This is a genomic window from Amycolatopsis sp. NBC_01307 (genome assembly GCF_035975215.1).
GTDB lineage: Bacteria > Actinomycetota > Actinomycetes > Mycobacteriales > Pseudonocardiaceae > Amycolatopsis.
Map to the genome: position 1 here is coordinate 2327074 of NZ_CP108403.1, position 18588 is coordinate 2345661.

At 73.5% G+C, this 18588-nt stretch carries 18 protein-coding genes; 8 read left to right on the plus strand and 10 right to left on the minus strand.

Annotated elements, in window-relative coordinates; all coding sequences use genetic code 11:
- Positions 1-47: 47 nt before the first annotated feature.
- On the minus strand, positions 48-620 hold the full coding sequence (locus OG439_RS10160; RefSeq protein ID WP_326949120.1) for a snapalysin family zinc-dependent metalloprotease: 573 nt from the start codon (positions 618-620) through the stop codon (positions 48-50).
- Positions 621-870: 250 nt separating this feature from the next.
- Here OG439_RS10160 and OG439_RS10165 point away from each other — a divergent pair, with 250 nt between their 5' ends.
- From OG439_RS10165 to OG439_RS10195, 7 genes are all read left to right on the plus strand, one after another.
- Positions 871-2070 carry an FAD-dependent oxidoreductase gene (locus tag OG439_RS10165; RefSeq protein WP_326949121.1) on the plus strand — a complete coding sequence of 400 codons (1200 nt, stop codon included), beginning with the start codon at positions 871-873 and terminating at the stop codon, positions 2068-2070.
- Entirely contained in the window at positions 2067-3095 is a 1029-nt protein-coding gene (locus OG439_RS10170; protein WP_326949122.1) for a Glu/Leu/Phe/Val dehydrogenase dimerization domain-containing protein, read from the plus strand. Before OG439_RS10165 ends, OG439_RS10170 begins: the two co-directional genes overlap by 4 nt.
- A gap of 137 nt (positions 3096-3232) precedes the next feature.
- A complete protein-coding gene (locus OG439_RS10175) occupies positions 3233-4138 on the plus strand; it encodes an ATP-binding cassette domain-containing protein (protein WP_326949123.1) in 906 nt (301 codons plus the stop codon).
- A gap of 61 nt (positions 4139-4199) precedes the next feature.
- On the plus strand, positions 4200-4883 hold the full coding sequence (locus OG439_RS10180) for a hypothetical protein (protein ID WP_326949124.1): 684 nt from the start codon (positions 4200-4202) through the stop codon (positions 4881-4883).
- Between the two features lie 25 nt (positions 4884-4908).
- Positions 4909-6030, plus strand: coding sequence for a sensor histidine kinase (locus OG439_RS10185; protein WP_326949125.1), 1122 nt, complete (start codon positions 4909-4911; stop codon positions 6028-6030).
- Complete coding sequence (locus OG439_RS10190; RefSeq protein ID WP_326949126.1) at positions 6027-6671, plus strand: response regulator transcription factor; 645 nt, start codon at positions 6027-6029, stop codon at positions 6669-6671. Before OG439_RS10185 ends, OG439_RS10190 begins: the two co-directional genes overlap by 4 nt.
- A 39-nt stretch (positions 6672-6710) precedes the next feature.
- The gene (locus OG439_RS10195) at positions 6711-7550 is read left to right on the plus strand and encodes an alpha/beta hydrolase (protein WP_326949127.1); all 840 of its coding nucleotides are present in this window, start codon (positions 6711-6713) and stop codon (positions 7548-7550) included.
- Between the two features lie 83 nt (positions 7551-7633).
- Here the strand turns inward: OG439_RS10195 and OG439_RS10200 are convergent, their stop codons facing one another.
- The 8 genes from OG439_RS10200 to OG439_RS10235 form a co-directional block, all read right to left on the minus strand.
- Positions 7634-8314 (minus strand): SGNH/GDSL hydrolase family protein, encoded by a 681-nt coding sequence (locus tag OG439_RS10200; RefSeq protein ID WP_326949128.1) that lies wholly within the window; start codon positions 8312-8314, stop codon positions 7634-7636.
- 97 nt (positions 8315-8411) lie between these two features.
- A complete protein-coding gene (locus OG439_RS10205; RefSeq protein WP_326949129.1) occupies positions 8412-9437 on the minus strand; it encodes a 3-oxoacyl-[acyl-carrier-protein] synthase III C-terminal domain-containing protein in 1026 nt (341 codons plus the stop codon).
- A complete protein-coding gene (locus tag OG439_RS10210; RefSeq protein ID WP_326949130.1) occupies positions 9424-9846 on the minus strand; it encodes a hypothetical protein in 423 nt (140 codons plus the stop codon). Before OG439_RS10210 ends, OG439_RS10205 begins: the two co-directional genes overlap by 14 nt.
- Positions 9847-9991: 145 nt before the next feature.
- Positions 9992-10615, minus strand: a complete 624-nt coding sequence (locus OG439_RS10215; protein ID WP_326949131.1) for a hypothetical protein — start codon at positions 10613-10615, stop codon at positions 9992-9994.
- Between the two features lie 182 nt (positions 10616-10797).
- Positions 10798-11448 (minus strand): response regulator transcription factor, encoded by a 651-nt coding sequence (locus tag OG439_RS10220; RefSeq protein ID WP_326949132.1) that lies wholly within the window; start codon positions 11446-11448, stop codon positions 10798-10800.
- The gene (locus OG439_RS10225; protein WP_326949133.1) at positions 11433-12377 is read right to left on the minus strand and encodes a hypothetical protein; all 945 of its coding nucleotides are present in this window, start codon (positions 12375-12377) and stop codon (positions 11433-11435) included. The genes OG439_RS10220 and OG439_RS10225 overlap by 16 nt, the downstream gene beginning before the upstream one ends.
- Positions 12378-12750: 373 nt before the next feature.
- Positions 12751-13809, minus strand: a complete 1059-nt coding sequence (locus tag OG439_RS10230) for a sensor histidine kinase (protein ID WP_326949134.1) — start codon at positions 13807-13809, stop codon at positions 12751-12753.
- Positions 13806-14540 carry an SDR family NAD(P)-dependent oxidoreductase gene (locus OG439_RS10235; RefSeq protein ID WP_326951518.1) on the minus strand — a complete coding sequence of 245 codons (735 nt, stop codon included), beginning with the start codon at positions 14538-14540 and terminating at the stop codon, positions 13806-13808. Before OG439_RS10235 ends, OG439_RS10230 begins: the two co-directional genes overlap by 4 nt.
- Positions 14541-14695: 155 nt before the next feature.
- Here OG439_RS10235 and OG439_RS10240 point away from each other — a divergent pair, with 155 nt between their 5' ends.
- Positions 14696-16795 carry an RICIN domain-containing protein gene (locus tag OG439_RS10240; RefSeq protein WP_326951519.1) on the plus strand — a complete coding sequence of 700 codons (2100 nt, stop codon included), beginning with the start codon at positions 14696-14698 and terminating at the stop codon, positions 16793-16795.
- A 54-nt stretch (positions 16796-16849) separates the two neighbouring features.
- On the opposite strand, the gene OG439_RS10245 is transcribed toward OG439_RS10240, so the two are convergent.
- The gene (locus OG439_RS10245) at positions 16850-18547 is read right to left on the minus strand and encodes an AMP-binding protein (protein ID WP_326949135.1); all 1698 of its coding nucleotides are present in this window, start codon (positions 18545-18547) and stop codon (positions 16850-16852) included.
- Between the last annotated feature and the right edge of the window lie 41 nt (positions 18548-18588).

Sequence of the window (18588 nt, forward strand, 5' to 3'; positions counted from 1 at the left end):
CCCCCGGGGAGCTGATCCCCGGGGGCCGTCGGTGGTGCCGGGGCCGGTCAGAAGGTCAGGACGGTGCCGTCCTCGTAGATGCGCTGCTCCGGCGCGTTGTTCGCGGCGAAGCCGTTGGCCCACAGGGAGTTCACCCGGCTGCGCTCCGCCGAGTTCGGGACCGCGGTGCGGCAGGACGTGCCGGGGCCGCCACCGGACATCAGCTCGGAGCACGGGCCCGAGTAGTGGTCCGGCAGGCCGAGGGCGTGGCCGGTCTCGTGCGCGGTGATCCGGACCGGGTAGTACTGCTGGGCCTGGGTGTAGTCGATGAAGATGGTGCCGCTGCCGTGGCCGTTGGTCTGCGCGTAGGAGCCGCGGGCGTCGTTGCCCTCGACGTAGCGCAGGCTGGCGCCGGAGGCCCGCTCGACCAGCTTGACGTTGGTCACGCTGCTGTTCCAGTTCGCGGCGCCCTGGTTGATCTGCGAGCGGAACGACGGGGCGCCCGACGTGCTGTAGTACACCGTGGTGACGGCGGCTTCCTGCTGGGTGGAGGCCGGGGCGGCGGTCGCGGTGCCCGCGGCGAGCGGGGTGAGGGCGATCGCGAGCGCGACAGCGCCGGTCAGAGCGAACTTCCTGGACATCGGAAGACTCCTCGTTGGGGGGACGGGGATTTGCCGGATTTGCGCGCGCTTGGGGAATTTACCCCGCGGACACACACCGCCGGAGCCGACTTCCGTAGGGCCTCGCGATTGGTGATTTCCCAACACTATCTGCGGGTTGACAAGCCGAAGGTGGGCGACACCTTCAGGTGAACGGCCCGTGGACCACCCCGCCGGCCCGGTAGTGATCTAGGGGCCGGGTGCGACCGCGCCGGCGCCGAGAGGGGTGGGGATGGACGGCCCGGTCGACCTGATCGTCGTGGGCGGGGGAGCCGTCGGGCTCGCCACGGCCCACGCGGCGGCCAAGCGCGGCAGCACCGCGCTGGTGCTGGAGAAACGCGAGTTCTTCCACGACGAGACGGCGTCCGGGGGCACGTCCCGGCAGTTCCGGCTCCAGTACGACGACCCCGCCGTCTCGCGGCTGGTGCTGGCGTCGCGGCCGCTGTGGGCGGAGCTGCAGGAGCGCACCACCGAGGACCTGGCCACGCGCACCGGCTGCCTGTGGTTCGGCGACCCGCACGCGCCCGGCGCGGAAGGGCAGATCGACGCCGTCCTCGCCGTGATGACCGAGCTGGACCTGCCGTTCGACCGGCTCACCGCGGCCGACGTCACCCGGCGGTTCGGCTTCGCCGGCATCCCGGACTGGTGGACCGGGTTCTTCCAGCCCGACGGCGCCGCGACCAACGTCAAGGCGACGCTGCGCGCGTTCCACCGCGCGGCCGCGGCGTCCGGGCGGGTGGCGCTGCGGCGCGGCCAGGAGGTCGTCGCGATCCACACCGGCGACGGCGGGGTGCGCGTCGAGACCGCGGCCGGGGACTCGTTCCACGGCGCCAAGCTGGTGATCGCCGCCGGTCCGGAGACGAACGCGGTCCTGCGGCTGCTCGGGTTCGAGCTGGCCACCACGACCTGGACCATGGTCTCGGCCTGGTTCCGGACCCGCGAACCCGCCAGCGAGCTGCCCACCTGGATCACGTTCCAGGCGCCGCGGACCGGCGATCCCGGGCTGTACTACGGGTTTCCGGAGCTGGCCTGGGACCGTCCGGGCTTCGTGCGCGTCGGCGTCAACCACCCGGCCGCGGTCTCGGCCGAGCCGCCGTCGCGGCGCGAGGTGGATCCGCGGGTCGTGGCACAGATGGGACGGTGGGTGGGCGAGCACCTGCCGTGGCTGGACCCGGCGCCGGTCGACGCGTCGGCGTGCCTGTGCGGCCTGCTGACCCGGTCCGAGCAGCCCGGAGCGCTGGCCCGGGAGCTCGTCGTCGACTTCGCGCCCGGGCTCCGGGACGTCGTCGTCTGCGCCACCGGCTGGGTGTTCAAGATCGCCCCGCTGCTGGGCGAGGTCTGCGCCGACCTCGCGCTCGACGGCCGGACCGCGCACGACATCGCCCCGGGCGCGCTGCACCCGGACCTGTGGCGCGCGGGGGCGTTGCGATGAGACCGGTGGTCGAGCGCGTCCGCACGGCCGAGGGCGTGCCGGTGTTCGTGGTGCGCGACGGCGATCCGGGCGCCGGTCCGGCCAACGGCGGCCTGCGGCTGCTGCCCTACGACAGCGAACGCCGGGCGCTGGCGGACGGCCTGCGGCTCGCCCGCCGCATGACGCTCAAGCACGCCCTGTACCGCACCGGGTTCTCCGGGGCGAAGCTCACCGCCGTCGCCGATCCGTCCACAGTGGACCGGTTCGCGCTGCTGCGGGCGGTCGGCGACGTGCTCGACCGGCACGCCGGGCGGCTCTACACCGGTTGCGACATGAACACCACGGCCGCGGACATGCGGGTCCTCAGCGGCCTGTCGCCGTACGTGCTCGCGGCCGTGGACAGCGCGGTCGACGCGAGCCTCGCCACCGCGCACGGCATCGTCGCGGCCGTGCGCCAGGCCGCGGGCGGCGCCGTCGCGGACCGGGGTGTGCTGGTGCACGGAGTCGGGAAGACCGGGGCTGCGGTGGCCGCGCTGCTGGCGGCCGGCGGCGCCCGCGTCACCACCTACGACCACGACCCGGCCGCGCCGCTGCTGCCCGGCTGCACCGCGCTGCACTCGCTGTCGGCGTGGTGGGCCCGGCCCGAAGAGCTGCTGGTGCTGTGCTCGGCGTCGGGGGTGGTGGACGAGCGCGTCGCGCAGCGGCTGCGGTGCCGGGTGATCGTCAGCGGCGCGAACTGCCCCTACACGAGCCGCGAGGTGGCGCGGATCCTCGCGCGGCGCGGCATCCTGGGCGTCCCGGACGTCGTCGCCAACGCGGGCGCGGTCATCGGCGACTCGATCGAGCACCACCAGCCCGCGCGGTTCCGGACCGGTCCGGCCGACGAGGTGTACCGGTTCGTGGCGCAGACGGTCGCCGACCGGACGGCGGACCTGCTGCGACGCAGCTCGGGCGCCCCCGATCGGGTGGGATCGGCGCTGGCCGAGCTGCTCGACGACGTCCCGGAAACGGTCTGCGGCCTGCGGTTCGCCCCGGCGCGCGTCTAGTACTTTCCGCTTATCGCGGCAGAGCCGAATCTCCGATGTGCGAGGGCGCCCGGACGGCGATCGTGGAGTCATCAGCCACGATCCCGTGAGGAGAACCCGATGAGCCCGCTAGCCGCCGCTGGTGAGCCGGTGCGGCGATGATCGTCGCGGAGGGCCTGACACGGCGCTACCGCGGCGGCGCCGGCGTCGAAGACCTGTCGTTCACCGTGCGCCCGGGCGTCGTCACCGGCTTCCTGGGCCCGAACGGCGCCGGGAAGTCGACGACCATCCGGCTCATGCTCGGCCTGGAGCGCGGCGCGGGCCGCACGACGTTCGGCGGCCGCACGTACGCGCAGGTCGCGGACCCGCTGCGCGCGGTGGGCGTGCTCACCGACGCGGGCGCGGTCCACCCGGCCCGGACGGCTTCGGCGCACCTGCGGATGGTCGCCGCGGGCGGCGGTCTCCCGGCCCGGCGCGTCCGCGAGGTGCTGGCCACGGTCGGGCTGGAGTCCGTCGCGGGCCGGCCCGCCGGCCGCTTCAGCCTCGGCATGAAGCAGCGGCTGGGCCTGGCGACGGCGTTGCTCGGCGACCCCGGGTACCTGATCCTCGACGAACCGGCCAACGGCCTCGACCCCGAGGGCGTGCGCTGGATCCGCGACCTGCTGCGCCGCCTGGCCGGGGAGGGCCGGACGGTGTTCGCGTCGTCGCACCTGCTGGCGGAGATGTCCTTGCTGGCCGAGGACCTGATCGTGATCGGCGATGGGCGGCTGGTCTCGGCCGGGCCGCTGCCGGAGTTCGTCGCGCGGCACGCCCACGCGGACGTCGTGGTGCGCACGGGTGGCGCGACGGCGTTGATGGTCGCCCTGACCCGCGACGGCCTGCGGGTACGGCAGGAGGCCGCGGGCGAGCTGGCCGTCGACACCGCCGACACCGAGCGGGTGGCCGCGGTGGCCGCGCGGGCGGGCATCGGGGTGCGGGAGCTGTTCGTGCGCCGGAGTGGCTTGGAGGACGCCTTCCTCGCCGCGACGGCCGCCGCGGTCCGGCACCGAGGGGAGTCGTCGTGAGACGCGGCGAAGCGGCACTTTCACGTGAAAGTGCCGCCAAGCCACAGCGGAGGGAGCTGTCGTGAAGAACGCCGTGGCCTACGAATGGATCCGCGCCCGCTCGCTGCGTTCGACCTGGCTGCTCCTGCTCGCCGCCGGGGTCCTGCAGTTCGCGTCCGGCCTCTACTGGGGCCTCAAGCGCGACCTCGGCGACCTCGACGCCTTCACCTCGTCGTTCGGCCTGGTCGCGCGGCTCGGGGCGCTGCTCGTCGCGGCCGTCGGCGTCGCCGCGTTCGGGCTCGACTTCCAGCACGGGACGCTCGCCACCACGCGGCTCGTGCTGCGCTCGCCCGTGCGGATCGTGGCGGCCCGGGCGGTGGTCACCGGCGGGCTCGGGCTGCTCGGCGGGGTGCTCATGGTGGTGCTCGCCGCGGCCGGGGTGCTGGCCGGCGGTGGGGTCCGGCCCGCCGACGCGGGGGCGGCGGGCCGGGCCATCGCGGCGGTGCTGCTGCTGACCGTCCTTTCCGGACTCGCCGGCGTCGCGCTCGGCGGGCTGCTGCGGCACACCGCGGCCGCCATCGGGGTGTTCGCCGTCTGGACGCTCGTCGCGGAGACCGCGCTGGCCGCGCTCGTCAAGGTGCCGGTGACGGCGTTGCCGTTCGGCGGCACCGCCCTGCTGCGCATGCCGGGGCCCGCCGTGTTCGCCGCGCTGACCGCCGTCGCCCTGGTCGCGACGGGTTTCACCCTGGCACGTCGTGCCGGGTGAGCGGGCGCGCCTTAACCTGGTCCCGATGCGATGGCTCAAGTGGTGGGACGGCCGGGTCGCGCTGCTCGCCCTCGACGTCGCGGTGGCGGCGGCCGTGATCGTCGTCACCCTGGCCGGCGGCGACCCGCGGGACCCGCACCCGGCGCTCTACGTGCCGGCCGTGATCGTCTCCGCGCTGGCGCTGCTCGCCCGCCGCCGGTGGCCGTTCCTGGTGCTGCTCGTGGCGGTGGCCTGCCTCTTCGCCGGCGTGACGCTGCTGCCGATGACCATCGCCCTGTACTCGGTCGCGGCCCGGCACGGCGTCAGCGTCCTGACCGGCGTCGCGATGGTCGTCACCGTGCTCGGCGGGCGCGTCCTGCGGGTCGTGTCGGAGCCGGCGGACCTGCTGACCCTCGTGGTCGTGCTGGGCATGTTCTCCGTCGGCCCGGTCCTCGCCGGGCTCTGGATGCACCAACGCGCCAGGCTGCTGGCCGTGCTGCGGGAGCGGGCCGACGAGGCCGAGCGCACCCGGACCCTGCGCGCCGACCAGGCCGTCTTCGCCGAACGACGGCGCATCGCGCGTGAGATGCACGACGTCGTCGCCCACCGCGTGACGGCCGTGGCGTTGCAGGCGGGCGCGCTTTCCCTGCGCGCCCCGGACGAAGCCACCGAGCGGACCGCCGAGACGATCCGCGCCGTCAGCGCCACCGCGCTCGAGGAGCTGCGGGGCATCCTGCAGGTGCTGCGCGACGACGTCCCCGAGTCCACGAGCCCCGGCGCCGGCCTGCCGGCTTCGCTGGAGGACCTGGTCGAGGAGGTCGCCGCGACCGGCGCCCGGGTGGAGCTGAAGCTGCCGGACCCGCTGCCCGCGGTGCCGGACCAGGTCGGCCGCGCCGTCTACCGCGTCGTGCAGGAATCCCTGACCAACGCGGGGAAACACGCCCCGCACGCCGCCGTCGACGTCCGGCTCGCCACCGAGGGCGACCGGCTCGCGGTCGAGGTGACCAACCGGCTCACCCCGCACCACACGGGCGTCCCGGGATCGGGCTACGGCCTGGTGGGCATGCGCGAACGCGTCGAACTGGCCGGTGGCGAGCTGAAGACCGGGAAGACCGGTGACGGCCGCTTCCGCGTGCTGGCCGGATTCCCCGTGCAGGAGGCGGAGTGACGATCAAGGTCGTGCTGCTGGAGGACGAGGAGCTGGTCCGCAGCGGCATCCGGATGATCCTCGAGTCGGCGGGGGACGTCGAGGTCGTCGCGGAGGACACCAACGGCGCGCGGGCGGTCGAGCTGACCGACCGGTACCGCCCCGACGTCGTGCTCACCGACGTCCAGATGCCGAAGGTCGACGGCATCGAGGTGGTCCGCCGGCTGGCCGGGCACCCGGCGGCGCCCGCGGTGGTCGTGCTGACGACGTTCGACGTCGACGAGTACGTCTACGCCGCGCTGCGCCACGGCGCGGCCGGGTTCCTGCTCAAGGACACCCCGCCCCGCGAGCTGGTCACGGCGGTGCGGGTGGTGGCCCGCGGCGAGGCGATGCTGTCGCCGAAGATCACCAAGCGGCTGCTGATGGACTTCGCGACGGGCGGCGCGGGCGAGCAGGCCCGTGACCGGCTGGCCGCGCTGACCCCGCGCGAGCACGACGTCGCCGTCCAGATCGGCCGCGGCCTGAGCAACGGCGAGATCGCGAAGGCCCTGGTGGTCAGCGAGTCCACCGTGAAGGTCCACATCGGACACATCATGGCGAAGCTCGAGGCGGCGAACCGGACCCAGGTGGCGATCCTCGTCCACGACGCCGGGCTGGGCTGAGCCACCCATCGCCGGGCGGCCCGGCTCCGAACCCCGGGTATGAGGCTCCGGGACCGGCTCGCGGCGATGGTCATGCACGGCACCGCGCGGTGGACCGTGCACTACGGCGACAGCCTGCGCTTCGCCGGGACCGACCTCCCGGCGCCCTCGGTGGTCCGGGCCCCGACCCGGCACGGACCGGTCCGCGTGCACGTCTACCGTCCCGCCGGCGATTCCGGCGGCGCGTACGTCCACTTCCACGGCGGGGCCTGGCTGATGCGCTACCCGGCGATGGACGACTGGTGGTGCCGGTACGTCGCGGCCACGGCCGGGGTCACGGTGTATAACGTCGACTACCGCTGCGGTCCCTACGTCGCGTTCCCGGTGGCGCAGCACCAGTGCTTCGACGTCGCTTCGTGGGCCGCGGCGGACCGGGTCGCCGTCGGCGGGTTCTCTTCCGGCGGCGGTCTCGCGGCGGCGGTCTGCCTGCAGGCGCGTGACGCCGGCGGGTGGCGGCCGCGCCTGCAGGTGCTGGGCGTGCCCGCGCTGGACCTCGCCACCGACCCGGACCCGGCCGCCGGCGGGATGATCTCGCCGGGCCTGCGCGACCTCGTCCGCCGGGTGTACTTCCCGGACCCGGCGACGCGGCGGCACCCGTACGCGTCCCCGCTCCTGGCCGGCGATCTCGCCGGGCTGCCGCGGGCGGTGGTGCTGACCGCCGAGCGCGACGCCCTGCGCGCCGACGGCGAGAACTACGTCTCCCGGCTGCGCGCGGCGGGCGTCGAGGTGCTGCACGACCGGACGCCGGGGGTGGACCACTACTTCCTGACCGAGGACCCGGACCGCGCCCGCACCACGATGGCCCTGGTGGCCGCGGAAATCGCCCGCGCGGTCGCATAACGCGCGGCGACCGCGGGCAGGGGCTTCCGGGCCTGCCGCGGCTTGTCGTGAGTGGTTAGGGCGGTTAGAACCGCCCTAACCACTCACGACCGGGAGCCGGGGTAGCGGGCCAGGCAGGCGCGGACCGGGCCTTCGAAGAGCCCCGCCATCCGCTCGTAGCCGACGTCGTTCGGGTGGAACCAGTCGTCGGCCAGGCTGCCGCGCAGCGGGCCCAGCGCCGGGCCGCGCAGGTCGGCGACGTCGATGCGGCCGGCCGCACCCGCTCGGTCCAGCAAGGCGTTGACCGCCAAGGCCTGTGTATTGCCTTGCGGCAGCGTGGCGACCACCGATCGGCCCGCCGGGAGCCGGTCCAGCAGCGCCTCGAACCGGGCTGGGACGTCGCGGCGGCGGCCCCGGGTGAGCATGTCGTTCGCGCCCACCAGCACGGTGACCAGCGCCGGGGTGGCCGGGAGGCGCGGGAGCTGGTCGTCGAGCACGTCCTGGACCCGCGCCCCGGACGCCGACAGGTTGACGACGGCGAACGGCTCGCCGAGTCGGGCGTTGAGGCGCGGGACCCAGCCGCCGTCGACGTCGTGGGCGCCGATGCCCTGGGTCATCGAGTCGCCCAGCGCCACCCACAGCGGCCGGCCGGACTCGAGCGCGACGCGGTTGGCCGCCGCCCAGGCGAGGGCGAACGGTTCCTTCTGCGCGCGGACCCGGCCGATGCCGGGCACCACCTTGGCCGAGACGTCGAGCAAGCGGCTCGACCACGTCCGACGCGGCACGGGCACGTCCCTTCGGAGAGCGGTTTCCCGGGATTCGGTGCCGGTCCCGCCCCGGATGGGGGTGGTTTCGGCCACCCCCATCCGGGTTCGGCGGGATTCAGCAGAGTTCCAGGACCACCGCGGTCCACGTCATGCCCACGCCGATGCCCAGCAGCAGCACCGTGTCACCCGGACCCGCGTCACCGCCGGCCAGCAGGTGCTCGAGCGCCACGATCTGATCGCTCGCGCCCAGGTGGCCCACCCGCAGCCCGAACTCCGTCATCGTGCGGTCCTCGGTGATCCCGAGTGGACGGAGAATCTGCGTCTCCACCAGCCGCCTGCCGTAGTGCGGCGCGCAGACCTTCGCGATGTCCGGCAGGTCGACCCCGGCGTCGGAAAGCGCTGTCTTCACGACCGTCGTGACGGCGTCGCCGTTGCGGGTCGCGACGTGCGCCGGCCCGCCCTGGCGGCTGAGCCACTGGCGCTTGCGGCGGCGGATGTCGATGCCCCGGTGGGCGGCGACGCTCGCCGCGCGGAACGGCTCGTCCCCGCGTTGCAGGCCTTCCAGCGACGGGTCGGTGTACGACGCGATCGCCCGGATCCGGGCCAGGCCCGGCCGCCGGGTGAGCACCACGGCGCTGCCCGCGTCGCCGTAGACGATGCCGATGTCCGTGCTCCAGTGCGGGAACCCGGGCGCGCCGAACCGGTCGCCGGCCGTGATGAGGGCGGCTTCGTGGTCCGGGCGGCCGCGCAGCACGCTGGCCGCGACGTCGATCCCGGCGACGAGGCTGTTGCTCATCGCGCCGAGCTCCAGCGTCAGTCCCGGCCCGGCGCCGACCCCCAGCTGGTCGCGCACGTACGACGCGGCGTGCCAGAAGTCGATGCCGGAGTGGTAGATCCCGGCGTGCAGGCACAGGCTCGGCCAGACCGGCTCGCCGGTTGTGGCGCGGGCCTGCGCCAGTGCCTGCCGCCCGGCCCGGACGGCCAGTTCCGGGCCGGGGCGTTCGGCGACGGCGGTGGACAGCTGCCCGGTGCGGGCGGCGTCGTCGTGGGTGAACTCCCCGGCCGCGATCGGCGCCGAGACCGGGATCAGCGCACCGACGTCGCAGCCGATCCCGTTGAGGTACAGGTCATCGAGCCGCATCGGGGGTCACCTCCCGGTGGGCGAGCACGGCTTCGATCTCGGACAGCGTGTCGTCGATGTGCAGTGGGGGAGCGGAAACGCATCCGGCGGCCGCCAGCTCGGCGGCGACGGCGTCGGTGGTACCGCCGGTGAACCGGTGGAACCCGGCGAAGCGGGCCTGCTCGGTGCCCGGAACGGCGATGGCCAGGTGCGCCCAGCCCGTTTCGCGGTCCCAGCGCACGATCAGCCGGGTGGTCCCGGTGGTCGGGCGGGTGTCACGAAGCACCTGCGTCAACGTCGTGGCGGTCAAGGAACTTCCTTTCGGCACGGCGAAGCGGCGCGCGCCGGAGACGCGGGCCGCTTGAGGAGTGGCGCGGGCCGCGTCGTCGGGGCTCGCGAGGAACGCCGCGAAACGTACCGCGATGATCACGGCCGCCGGAGCACCCCCGGATACAGACAGTGATCAGCGCGGCTGATAAGGAAGCTCAACCATGCGTTTTTCTGAATATAGCTCGATTTCCCACTCAGTGGATCATGAGGTTCTTTCGCGTGGTTGTCACCGAGTGTGATCGGTGTCAGTTTTTCCAGACGATCGGCGACTTGTCGTAGCCGTCTCCCTTGTCGAAGGTCGCCGCGGCCACTTCGGAGCCCTCTCGCGCACCTTGCAGCGTGCAGGTTTCGAACTTCGCGCCCGGCGCGGCGAACTCTTTGGGGGCGGTGCCCGACTTGCACTGGTCCGTGCTGCCCGTGATGATCACGCCTGTGGACCGTCCATCGGTGCCGAGGGCGCGCAAACTCACCGAGGCGTAGGAAAGGTCGGCCCCGTCGACGTTCTCGATCGACGCGCGCAGGTAGTACGGCGTGATGCCCTTCGCTTTGTCGCCGTACTTGGCCAGATCGGCGTTCGCGCCCTTGTCGATGGCCGTCACGGTGATCGCGATGGTGCCGGACTTGGTCGTGCCGTACTTGAACGGGACGACCGCGCGGTCGCCGACCTTCAGCTCGGTGCCCGGCTTCGTGGCGTCGCCCGCGGGGGAGGCGGCCGACGACTCCGCCGCGCTCGTCTCGGCCGGTGCCGCTGAAGACGGGGCGGCCGGTACCGCGGGCGCGGCCGTTCCGGATTCCCCGCCACAGGCGGAAAGCAGGAGGGCGGCGGCAGATCCGGCGGCGGCGAGCAGGGTGGTGCGGACGTGCTTCATGGATCTCCTCGTGCGGCCCGCCGGACGGGTTTCCGGCGCGGGCGAGGAGCCGGGCGAACGCCGCGATCACGCCCCCAGGGCGGTCGCGGCGGCCCGTACGGGGCACCCGCGCGGCTCCGTCGCCGGGAACGTAGCCCCTTTCGGCGGTGTCCGGTGTGGGCCGTTCGCACCACACGCGGACATCAGAGGTCGTCGACGCCGATCAGGCCGTCCTGGATGGCGCGCGCGACGAGCGCGGCCTTCGTCGGCGCTTCGCGGCCGATGCGCGCGTACTTGACGCGGATGCGTTCGAGGTGGGAGTTCACGGTGCTCGCCGAGATCCCCAGCCGGTGGGCGACGAACTCCTTCGACTCCGACTGGAACCACTCGACGAGCACCTCGGCCTCCCGCGCCGAGAGCGCGGGCCGCGTCTCGGAGCGGTCGCCGGCGAGCGCGCCGGCCAGCGACGGCGGCGTGTAGGGCCGGTCCAGCGCGGCGGCCCGCGTCGCCTCCACGAGGTGCCCGGCCCCCTCCGCCTTGGTCAGGTAACAGAGCGCGCCGAGTTCGAGGCACCGCAACGCGACGTCGTCGTCGGCGCGCATCGAGTAGACGACCACACGGCGCCCGGCCTCGGCGAGCCGCCGCAGGTCGCCGAACGCGGGCCCGGGCCCGCCGAGGTGCAGGTCGAGGATCACGACGTCGGCCGTCGCGCCGTCGCCGAGCCACGCGACCTTGACGTCCTCGCCGTCGGCCACGACGTCGATCGGCGGCTCGCCGCCGGCCAGCCAGTACGCCACACCGGCGCGCACCGCCGGGTGGTCGTCGACGACGACGGCCGTCACGCGGGTTGCCATCGCGCCTCCATCCAGGTCTGCCCGTCCTGGGTGTGGGACGTGACGACGACGCCGGTCGCTCCCGGGAATTCGTGGCCGTCGCCCGTGGTGTCCGCCACTACGGCGACCCGCACCAGGCCGGGGGTGCGCAGCACGCTCACCCGGGCCCGCGTGCGGGCGGTGGTCAGCGCGGTGAGGACCGGGCCGGTCAGGTGGCGGCGCAACGCGGGCGGGACGTCAACGGGATCGCCGCTGACCGCGAGCGTCACGGCGACCCCGCGCCGCTCGGCGACGTCGAGGCAGGCGGTGACCTCGTGGACGAGCGGGTCGGGCACGTCGTCGTTCTCCGCGAAGAGCCGCCGCAGCTGCGCGGCCGCGAGCGCACACCGGGTGCGAGCGACGTCGCTTCGCGGGTCGACGGTGCCGTCGGCGAGCCCGGCCAGCAGCGGCAGGGTCGCACCGAGCTGTTCGGCGAACCCGGCCCGCAGGTCCCGCCCGGCCTGCCGCGCAAGGGCGGCGCGAGTCTCAAGGCGCTCCCGCTCGGCGGCGACGGCGGCGGCTTCACCGGTGCGCCGGTCGACCAGCCGGATCAGCCCGCCGATGGCGAGCTGGAAGGCGGTGACGGCGAACAGCACGATCGCGGCGTCGCCGACTTCGGTGCGCGCGGGCGTCCCGGCGAGCAGGAACTGCGCGACGCTGACGGCGGCGTGCAGGCCGAGCGTGCCGCCCAGAAGCGCCGGCCGATCGGACAGCAGGACGAGCAGCAGCCACCCGACAAGCCCGAACGACCAGTGCCGGTCCCGGAAGAAGTCATCGGCGGGCACGAGAGCGGTGGCGACGCTGGACGCGGCGAGCACGAGGCCGGTCCCGATGGCGGCAACGACGCCGGGAAGCGGTCGCCGCCGGAGCAGCCAGAAGGCGGCGGCCGAGGTGACGACGGCGAAGGTCACGTAGGCGACAACGGCGGCGAGGGAGGGGTGACGGAGCAGAGGAGCGAGGCAAAGTCCGATTTGGACGATGGCGGCGACGCCGAGCACCACGATCCGGACCGCTGTCGCAAGCCGGACGGCGGGATCGGCGAGAGCAAGCGGCCCGGCACCGGCCGAGCGCTTTGCCGTGGCGGCGGTGTGGGCCGCGGTGTCGGTTGAGATCGGCGGTCCGGTGGGGTGTCCGGCCGCTTCGGCGGGGGTGTGGTGTGGTGGTTCGGCTGTGGGGTTGGTCGGGTGTGTGGCCGCCGTGGTGGAGATGCCGTGACGGGGTGGCAGTTCGGTTGCGTGGCCGGTGTGGTTCGGGGCTTGTTCGCCGGGGTCCGCCAGCTCGTGGTCAGGCATCGGGCCACCTCAGCGTCACCGTCGTGCCCTCGCCCGGTTGTGAGCGGACCTCCGCCGTTCCGCCCGCGGTGCGCATGCGCTCGACCACCGAGGCCCGGACTCCCCGGCGGGACACCGGAATCTCCGATGGGTCGAAACCCGCGCCGGTGTCGGAGATCGTCACCACCACCCCGTCCCGCGTCGGCGCCAGGCGTAAGGCGGCGCACGCCGCGCCGGAGTGGCGTTCGGCGTTGCGTAGCGCCTCGTCCGTTGCGCGGACCAGGGCCAGGGCCGCCGCGGCCGGGATCAGCGGGACCTGTGTCCAGACCGCCTCCACCCGGAACTCGCGGTTCGCGACCACCGCCCGCAGGCCCGCCTCCAGTTCGGCCGGTGCGTCGTCCTGGCCGGTGAGGATGGCCAGGTCCCGCGCGGCGTAGCCCGCCGCCGCCGCCGGGTCGGCCGTGGCTCCTGCGGCCACCGTGAGGAAGGTCGCCGACGCCGTGTCGTGCAGCAATGCCAAGTACTCGCGCTCGCGGCGGCGGCGGTCGCGGGCCAGGGTTTCCGTTCGCTCGAGCGCGGCCCGGTCGGCGCGCAGTGTGTCCGTCCGGGCCGTCGAGCGGACCAAGAGGACGAACGCCAAGCGCGCCAGAACGGTCTCCACGACCACCCGCAGCGCCACCGGGAGCCAGTCGTCCAAGCCGGTGAACGCGGCCAGCACCAGCAGTCCCGCCACCACCGGGCCGGTCAAGCGCGGCCGGTACTCCCACTGCCACGTGATCGCCGTGATCGTCAGGACGTTGACCGCCCACAAGGTCGTCGTCCACGGCTGGCACGCGCACACCGCCCCCGCGCGCAGCACCGACAGGACGAACGCCGTCCCGCGCCCGGCGAAGACGTCGGCCGCGCCCGCGACCAGGGTGAGCGCGAGCAGGCCGAACGCCAGGGGCAGTGCGCCGGTCGGGGTGGCGAGGACGCCGAACGTGCCGACGAGCCCGGTCGCCACCGCCCGCGCCGGCCCGGCGAACCGCGTGACCGCCGCCCGGAACTGGGCTTCGACGGGGCCGGCCGTCACCAGGTGGGCCGGGCCGAGACGCCGCCGTCGACGACGAGGTCGTGGCCGGTGACCCAGGAAGCCAGTGGTGAAGCCAGGAAGACGCACGCGTTCGCGATGTCTTCGGGCGTGCCCAGCCGCCCCAGGGGTGCGGCGCGGCGCCAGCGTTCGACGCCCTCGGGCCAGTCCATGCCCGGGCGGTCGATCAGCCCGGGCGACACCGTGTTGACGCGGATCCCGCGCGGCCCGTACTCCAGCGCCGCGCCGCGCGCGTGCATCACCAGCGCCGCCTTCGCCGCGCTGTAGTGGACGTGCCCGGGCGCGGGCTGCTTCGCCTCGATCGACGCGATGTGCGTGACGCTCCCGCCGTCGCCCATCAGCCGAGCCGCCGCCTGGGTGCAGGAAAACGCGCTCGTCAGGTTCGCGTCCAGCATCGCCCGCCACCGCTCGACCGGCAGCCCGTCGAGGTCTTCCACCGGCTGGACGCCGGCGTTGTTGACGAGCGCGTCGAGCCGGCCACCCCAGTCCGCGACGGCGGCCAGCATCGCGTGGCAGGCGTCGTCGTCGGTCAGGTCGGCGGTGAACGCGCGGGCCCGGTCGCCGAGTGCGGCCACGAGGTCGTCGGCCGCGCCGGGACGCCGGTGGTGCACCGCCACGGCGCTGCCCGCCTCGGCGAACCGCCGGGCGATCCCGCGGCCGATCGTGCCGGACGCGCCGGTGACGCAGGTGACCGTGCCGGACAGGTCGGGCAGGCCGGGGGCCACGTCGTTCGTCACGCTCTGATCGTAGATCACGGCCGAATGAGCAAACATGCTCATAACGGCCCTTGACAGATCAGAAAACGACACAGAAGCTGTTCGATATTGTTCGATCGCTCGCTCAGGTCCCCGAGGAGACGACCGTGGTCATGTCATCGCTCAGCGCTTCGCTCGCCGCCGCGGCTCTTGCCGCGGGCCTCGTCGCCGCCTCTCCGGCCGACGCGGCCGCCGCCTACACCGTCACCGTCGGGTCCACCGGCACCTACGCTCATCCGACCGACACCCCGGCCGGCGCGTTCATCGACAAGGACGGCACGTTCTACTTCCAGCAGTCGGCCGCCCTCTACGGCGCGGACGGCCCGCGCGAGTGGGAGTTCTACACCGGCGCCGACTTCGACTCGGCGACGAAGTCGAGCGCGCTGAGCAACGCCGTCAACCCAGCCGAGTCCCGGGACAAGAACAACGACACCACCTGGCGCTGCAACACGAGCCCGACCGGGAAGGAAGCGACCGATCCGCCGGCCGGGTCGAGCTACGTGGAGAAGAACTTCTGCGACCTGGTCGGCACCTGGGTCGACCCGGACACCGGCGCCTGGTACGGCCTGGTGCACAACGAGTTCACCCCCGAGCCGTTCGGCGCGTACTCCTTCTCGCACTACGACGCGATCGACTGGGCCGTCTCGACCGACCAGGGCCACACCTGGAGCATCAAGGGCCACGCCATCACCTCGCCGTACAGCACGAAGCGCGGCGACACGGCGGCGTTCCCGAACCAGACCTTCGACTACGGCGACGGCGACCCGCGCCTGTTCGCCGACCCGGTCTCGGGCTACTTCTACGTCTACTACGGCTCGCGGATCGTGCCGAAGGCCGGCGCGGGCGGGGGCATGGTCGGGCTTGCGCACGTCGCCCGGTCGCCGATGTCGGCCAAGATGGCGACCGGCTCGTGGCAGAAGTGGTACGACGGCAAGTGGACGCAGCCCGGCGTCGGCGGCAAGGAGAGCAACATGGTGCCGACCGGCACCACCGCCACCGGCTACACCCCGCCGGCCGACGACTACGACCCCGCGAACACCGGCAACGTCGACCAGCAGGTCGCGGCCGGGCAGCTGCCGCCGAAGTCCGACCTGTTCGTGATGAACATCGCCTACGACGCGCACCTCGGCCTCTACATCGGCGAGCCCGAGGTGGTCACCGGCACCGCGCCGCAGAAGTTCTACGTCACCGACGACCTGGCCACGCAGAAGTGGCGCCTGATCGGCGACTCCGGCGCGTACAAGTCCGGCTCCTGGTACCGCTGGTTCGCCGACGACGCGAACAAGACCAGCGCCACGATCGTCGGCAAGACGTTCCGGTCGTACTGCTCGATCGCCTGCGCGTCTTCCGACGGCGAGTACGCGAACATCACGGTCACCGGCACGCCCGCCGCGCCGCCGGTCGACCCGGCGAAGACCTACCGCATCGGCAGCGGCGCCGGCCGCGTCCTGGCCCAGGTTTCGGGCAGCTCCGCGACGACGTCGACGACCGGCACCTCGGACCTGGCCGCCTGGACGTTCACCGCGACCGGCGACGGCGCCTACCGGATCACCAACGCGGCCACCGGGCAGGCGCTCGGCGTGCCGACGTCACCCGCGAACCGCGCCTGGGGCACCAAGCCGGTCGTGACGACGGGGTCGTCGGTCGGGCAGCAGTGGTTCGCCGTCCCGGCCCAGGGTGGCGGATTCCGGCTGGTCAACCGCTACAGCGGGCTGTCCCTCAGTCTCTCCGGCGCGGTCGACACCACGCCGTTCCGCGCGTGGTCGGGCGGGGGTCGTACCGCAGCCGAGCAGACGCTGACGTTCACCGCCTCGTCCACTGTGGACGGGACGCACACGCTGACCGCGTCCGGCAAGGCCCTCGACGTCCCGGCCCACTCGACGACCGCGGGCACGGCGCTGGTGACGTGGACGCCGAACGGCGGCAGCAACCAGAAGTGGGTCTTCACCCACCAGGCCGACGGCAGCTACCGCATCGCGAACGCGGAATCGGGCCTGTGCCTGGACGTCGCCGACGGCTCGACGTCGGCGGGCGCGAAGGTCATCCAGTGGACGTGCACGGGCGGCGCCAACCAGCGCTGGCTGGTCGCTGGCTCGACACTGAAGGCCCAGCACAGTGGCCTGGTCTTGACGACGGCGTCCACAGTGGACGGCGCGGCGGTGACCCAGCAAGCCGACACGGGGACGGCGCTGCAGCGTTGGGCGCTCGGCTGACGTTCGGTGCAAGTTGTCGTGAGTGCGTAACAGTGTTAGAACACTGTTACGCACTCACGACCGGTTGTAGAGAGCGGAGTGCTGGGCGCGGAGTTTGTACTTGAGGATCTTGCCGCCCACGGTGTCCGGCAAGGTCTCGGCGAACACCACGCGCTTGGGGCTTTCGTAGCCGGCCAGGCGTTCGCGGCAGAAGGCGATCAGCTCGGCTTCGGTGGCGGGAGCGCGGAGGACGACCACCGCCGTCACCGCTTCGCCCCAGTGCTCGTGCGGCAGGCCGATCACCGCGGCCCGCAGGACCGCCGGGTGCTGGCCCAGCACCGTCTCGACGCGCATGCTCGAGACGTTCTCGCCGCCCGTCTTCACGATGTCCTTGTAGCGGTCCACCATCACGCGCAGGCCGTCTTCGTCCACCACGGCCGAGTCGCCCGAGTGGAACCAGCCGCCGCGGAACGCCTCGCGGGTCGCCTCCGCGTCGCGGTAGTAGCCCGCCGTCATCACCGGCGACCGGTAGACCGCCTCGCCCGGGACGCCGCGGACCGGTTCGCCCAGCTCGTCGACGACGTCGGAGGCGAGCAGCCCGCTCGGCACGCCGACGTAGTTCATCGCCGGCGCCGTGCGCGCGTGCACCTCCGGCCACGCCGACGGCCAGAACCGGTGGCACGCGATGGCTTCCGTCTGCCCGAAGATCCCGACCGTGACGAACCCGGGCGCGGTCCTTGCTTCGAGGCGCCGCAGCAACTCGGGCGCGAGCGCGCCCCACCCGTAGACGAGCGTGGTCAGCGACGTCAGGTCCAGCGACGCGTCGGCGTCGATCGCGTCGGCGAGCGCGGCGACGAACTGGGGCGATCCGGCCCAGACGGCGGTGGCTCGCGACTGCGCCAGCGACACCGCGACCGGGCCCGGGACCGGGCGGCGGCCGAGGACGAGCGTGCCGCCGGCGAGGAACGTCGAGTAGGTGAACAGCGCGTCACCTACGTGGTAGAGCATCGGCAGGAACGTGCAGACGCGCAGATCGGTCTCGTGGCGCAGGCCGCGCGTGAGCGACAGCGCGAAGTTCAGCCCGGCCAGGTGCGCGTAGCTGTGCGAGAGCATCACGCCCTTCGGCATCGCGGTGGTGCCGGAGGTGAACAGCAGCTGGAAGATGTCGTCGCCGTGGATCTCGACGTCGGGTTCGGTGTCCGGCTGCCCGGCCAGGAACGCGCCGAACGACGGCGTGCCCGCGACCGGGCCACCGCCGACCGTGATGGTGGCGCCGACCCGCACGCCCGCGACGCCTTCGAGGCGTGGCCACAGCTCGGCGTCGACGATCGCCAGCCGCGGCTCGGTCTGCCGCACGAGGTGCTCGACGACGTCCGGGGCGAGGCCGGGGTTCAGCGGGACGACGACCATGCCCGCCTTGGCGATGCCGATCTTGGCCAGGAACGCCTCGACGGTGTTCTCGCAGAACAGCAGCACGCGATCGCCGGGCACGAGACCGGCGGCGGCGAGCGCGTGGGCGAGCCGGTTCGCGATCCGGTCGGCTTCGCGGTACGTCACGGCGGCGAACTGCTCCTCGCCGTACGCGCCCTCGGCCGCGCTGATCGCGACCTGGTCCGGCCGGCTCCAGGTGAGCCGCTCGAAGATGTCGCCGACCGACGTCCGTTCCCAGCGGTTCACCGCGCGGCGTCCACGCAGGGTTTCGACGTCGATGGCGGCCGGGTCCGGCGGGGCGGCGCCGTGCGGGTGGTGGGGCAGGGCACTGGTCGTGGTCATCCCGGGCTCCTTCGCCGTCGCCGACGTCGATCAGCATGCCG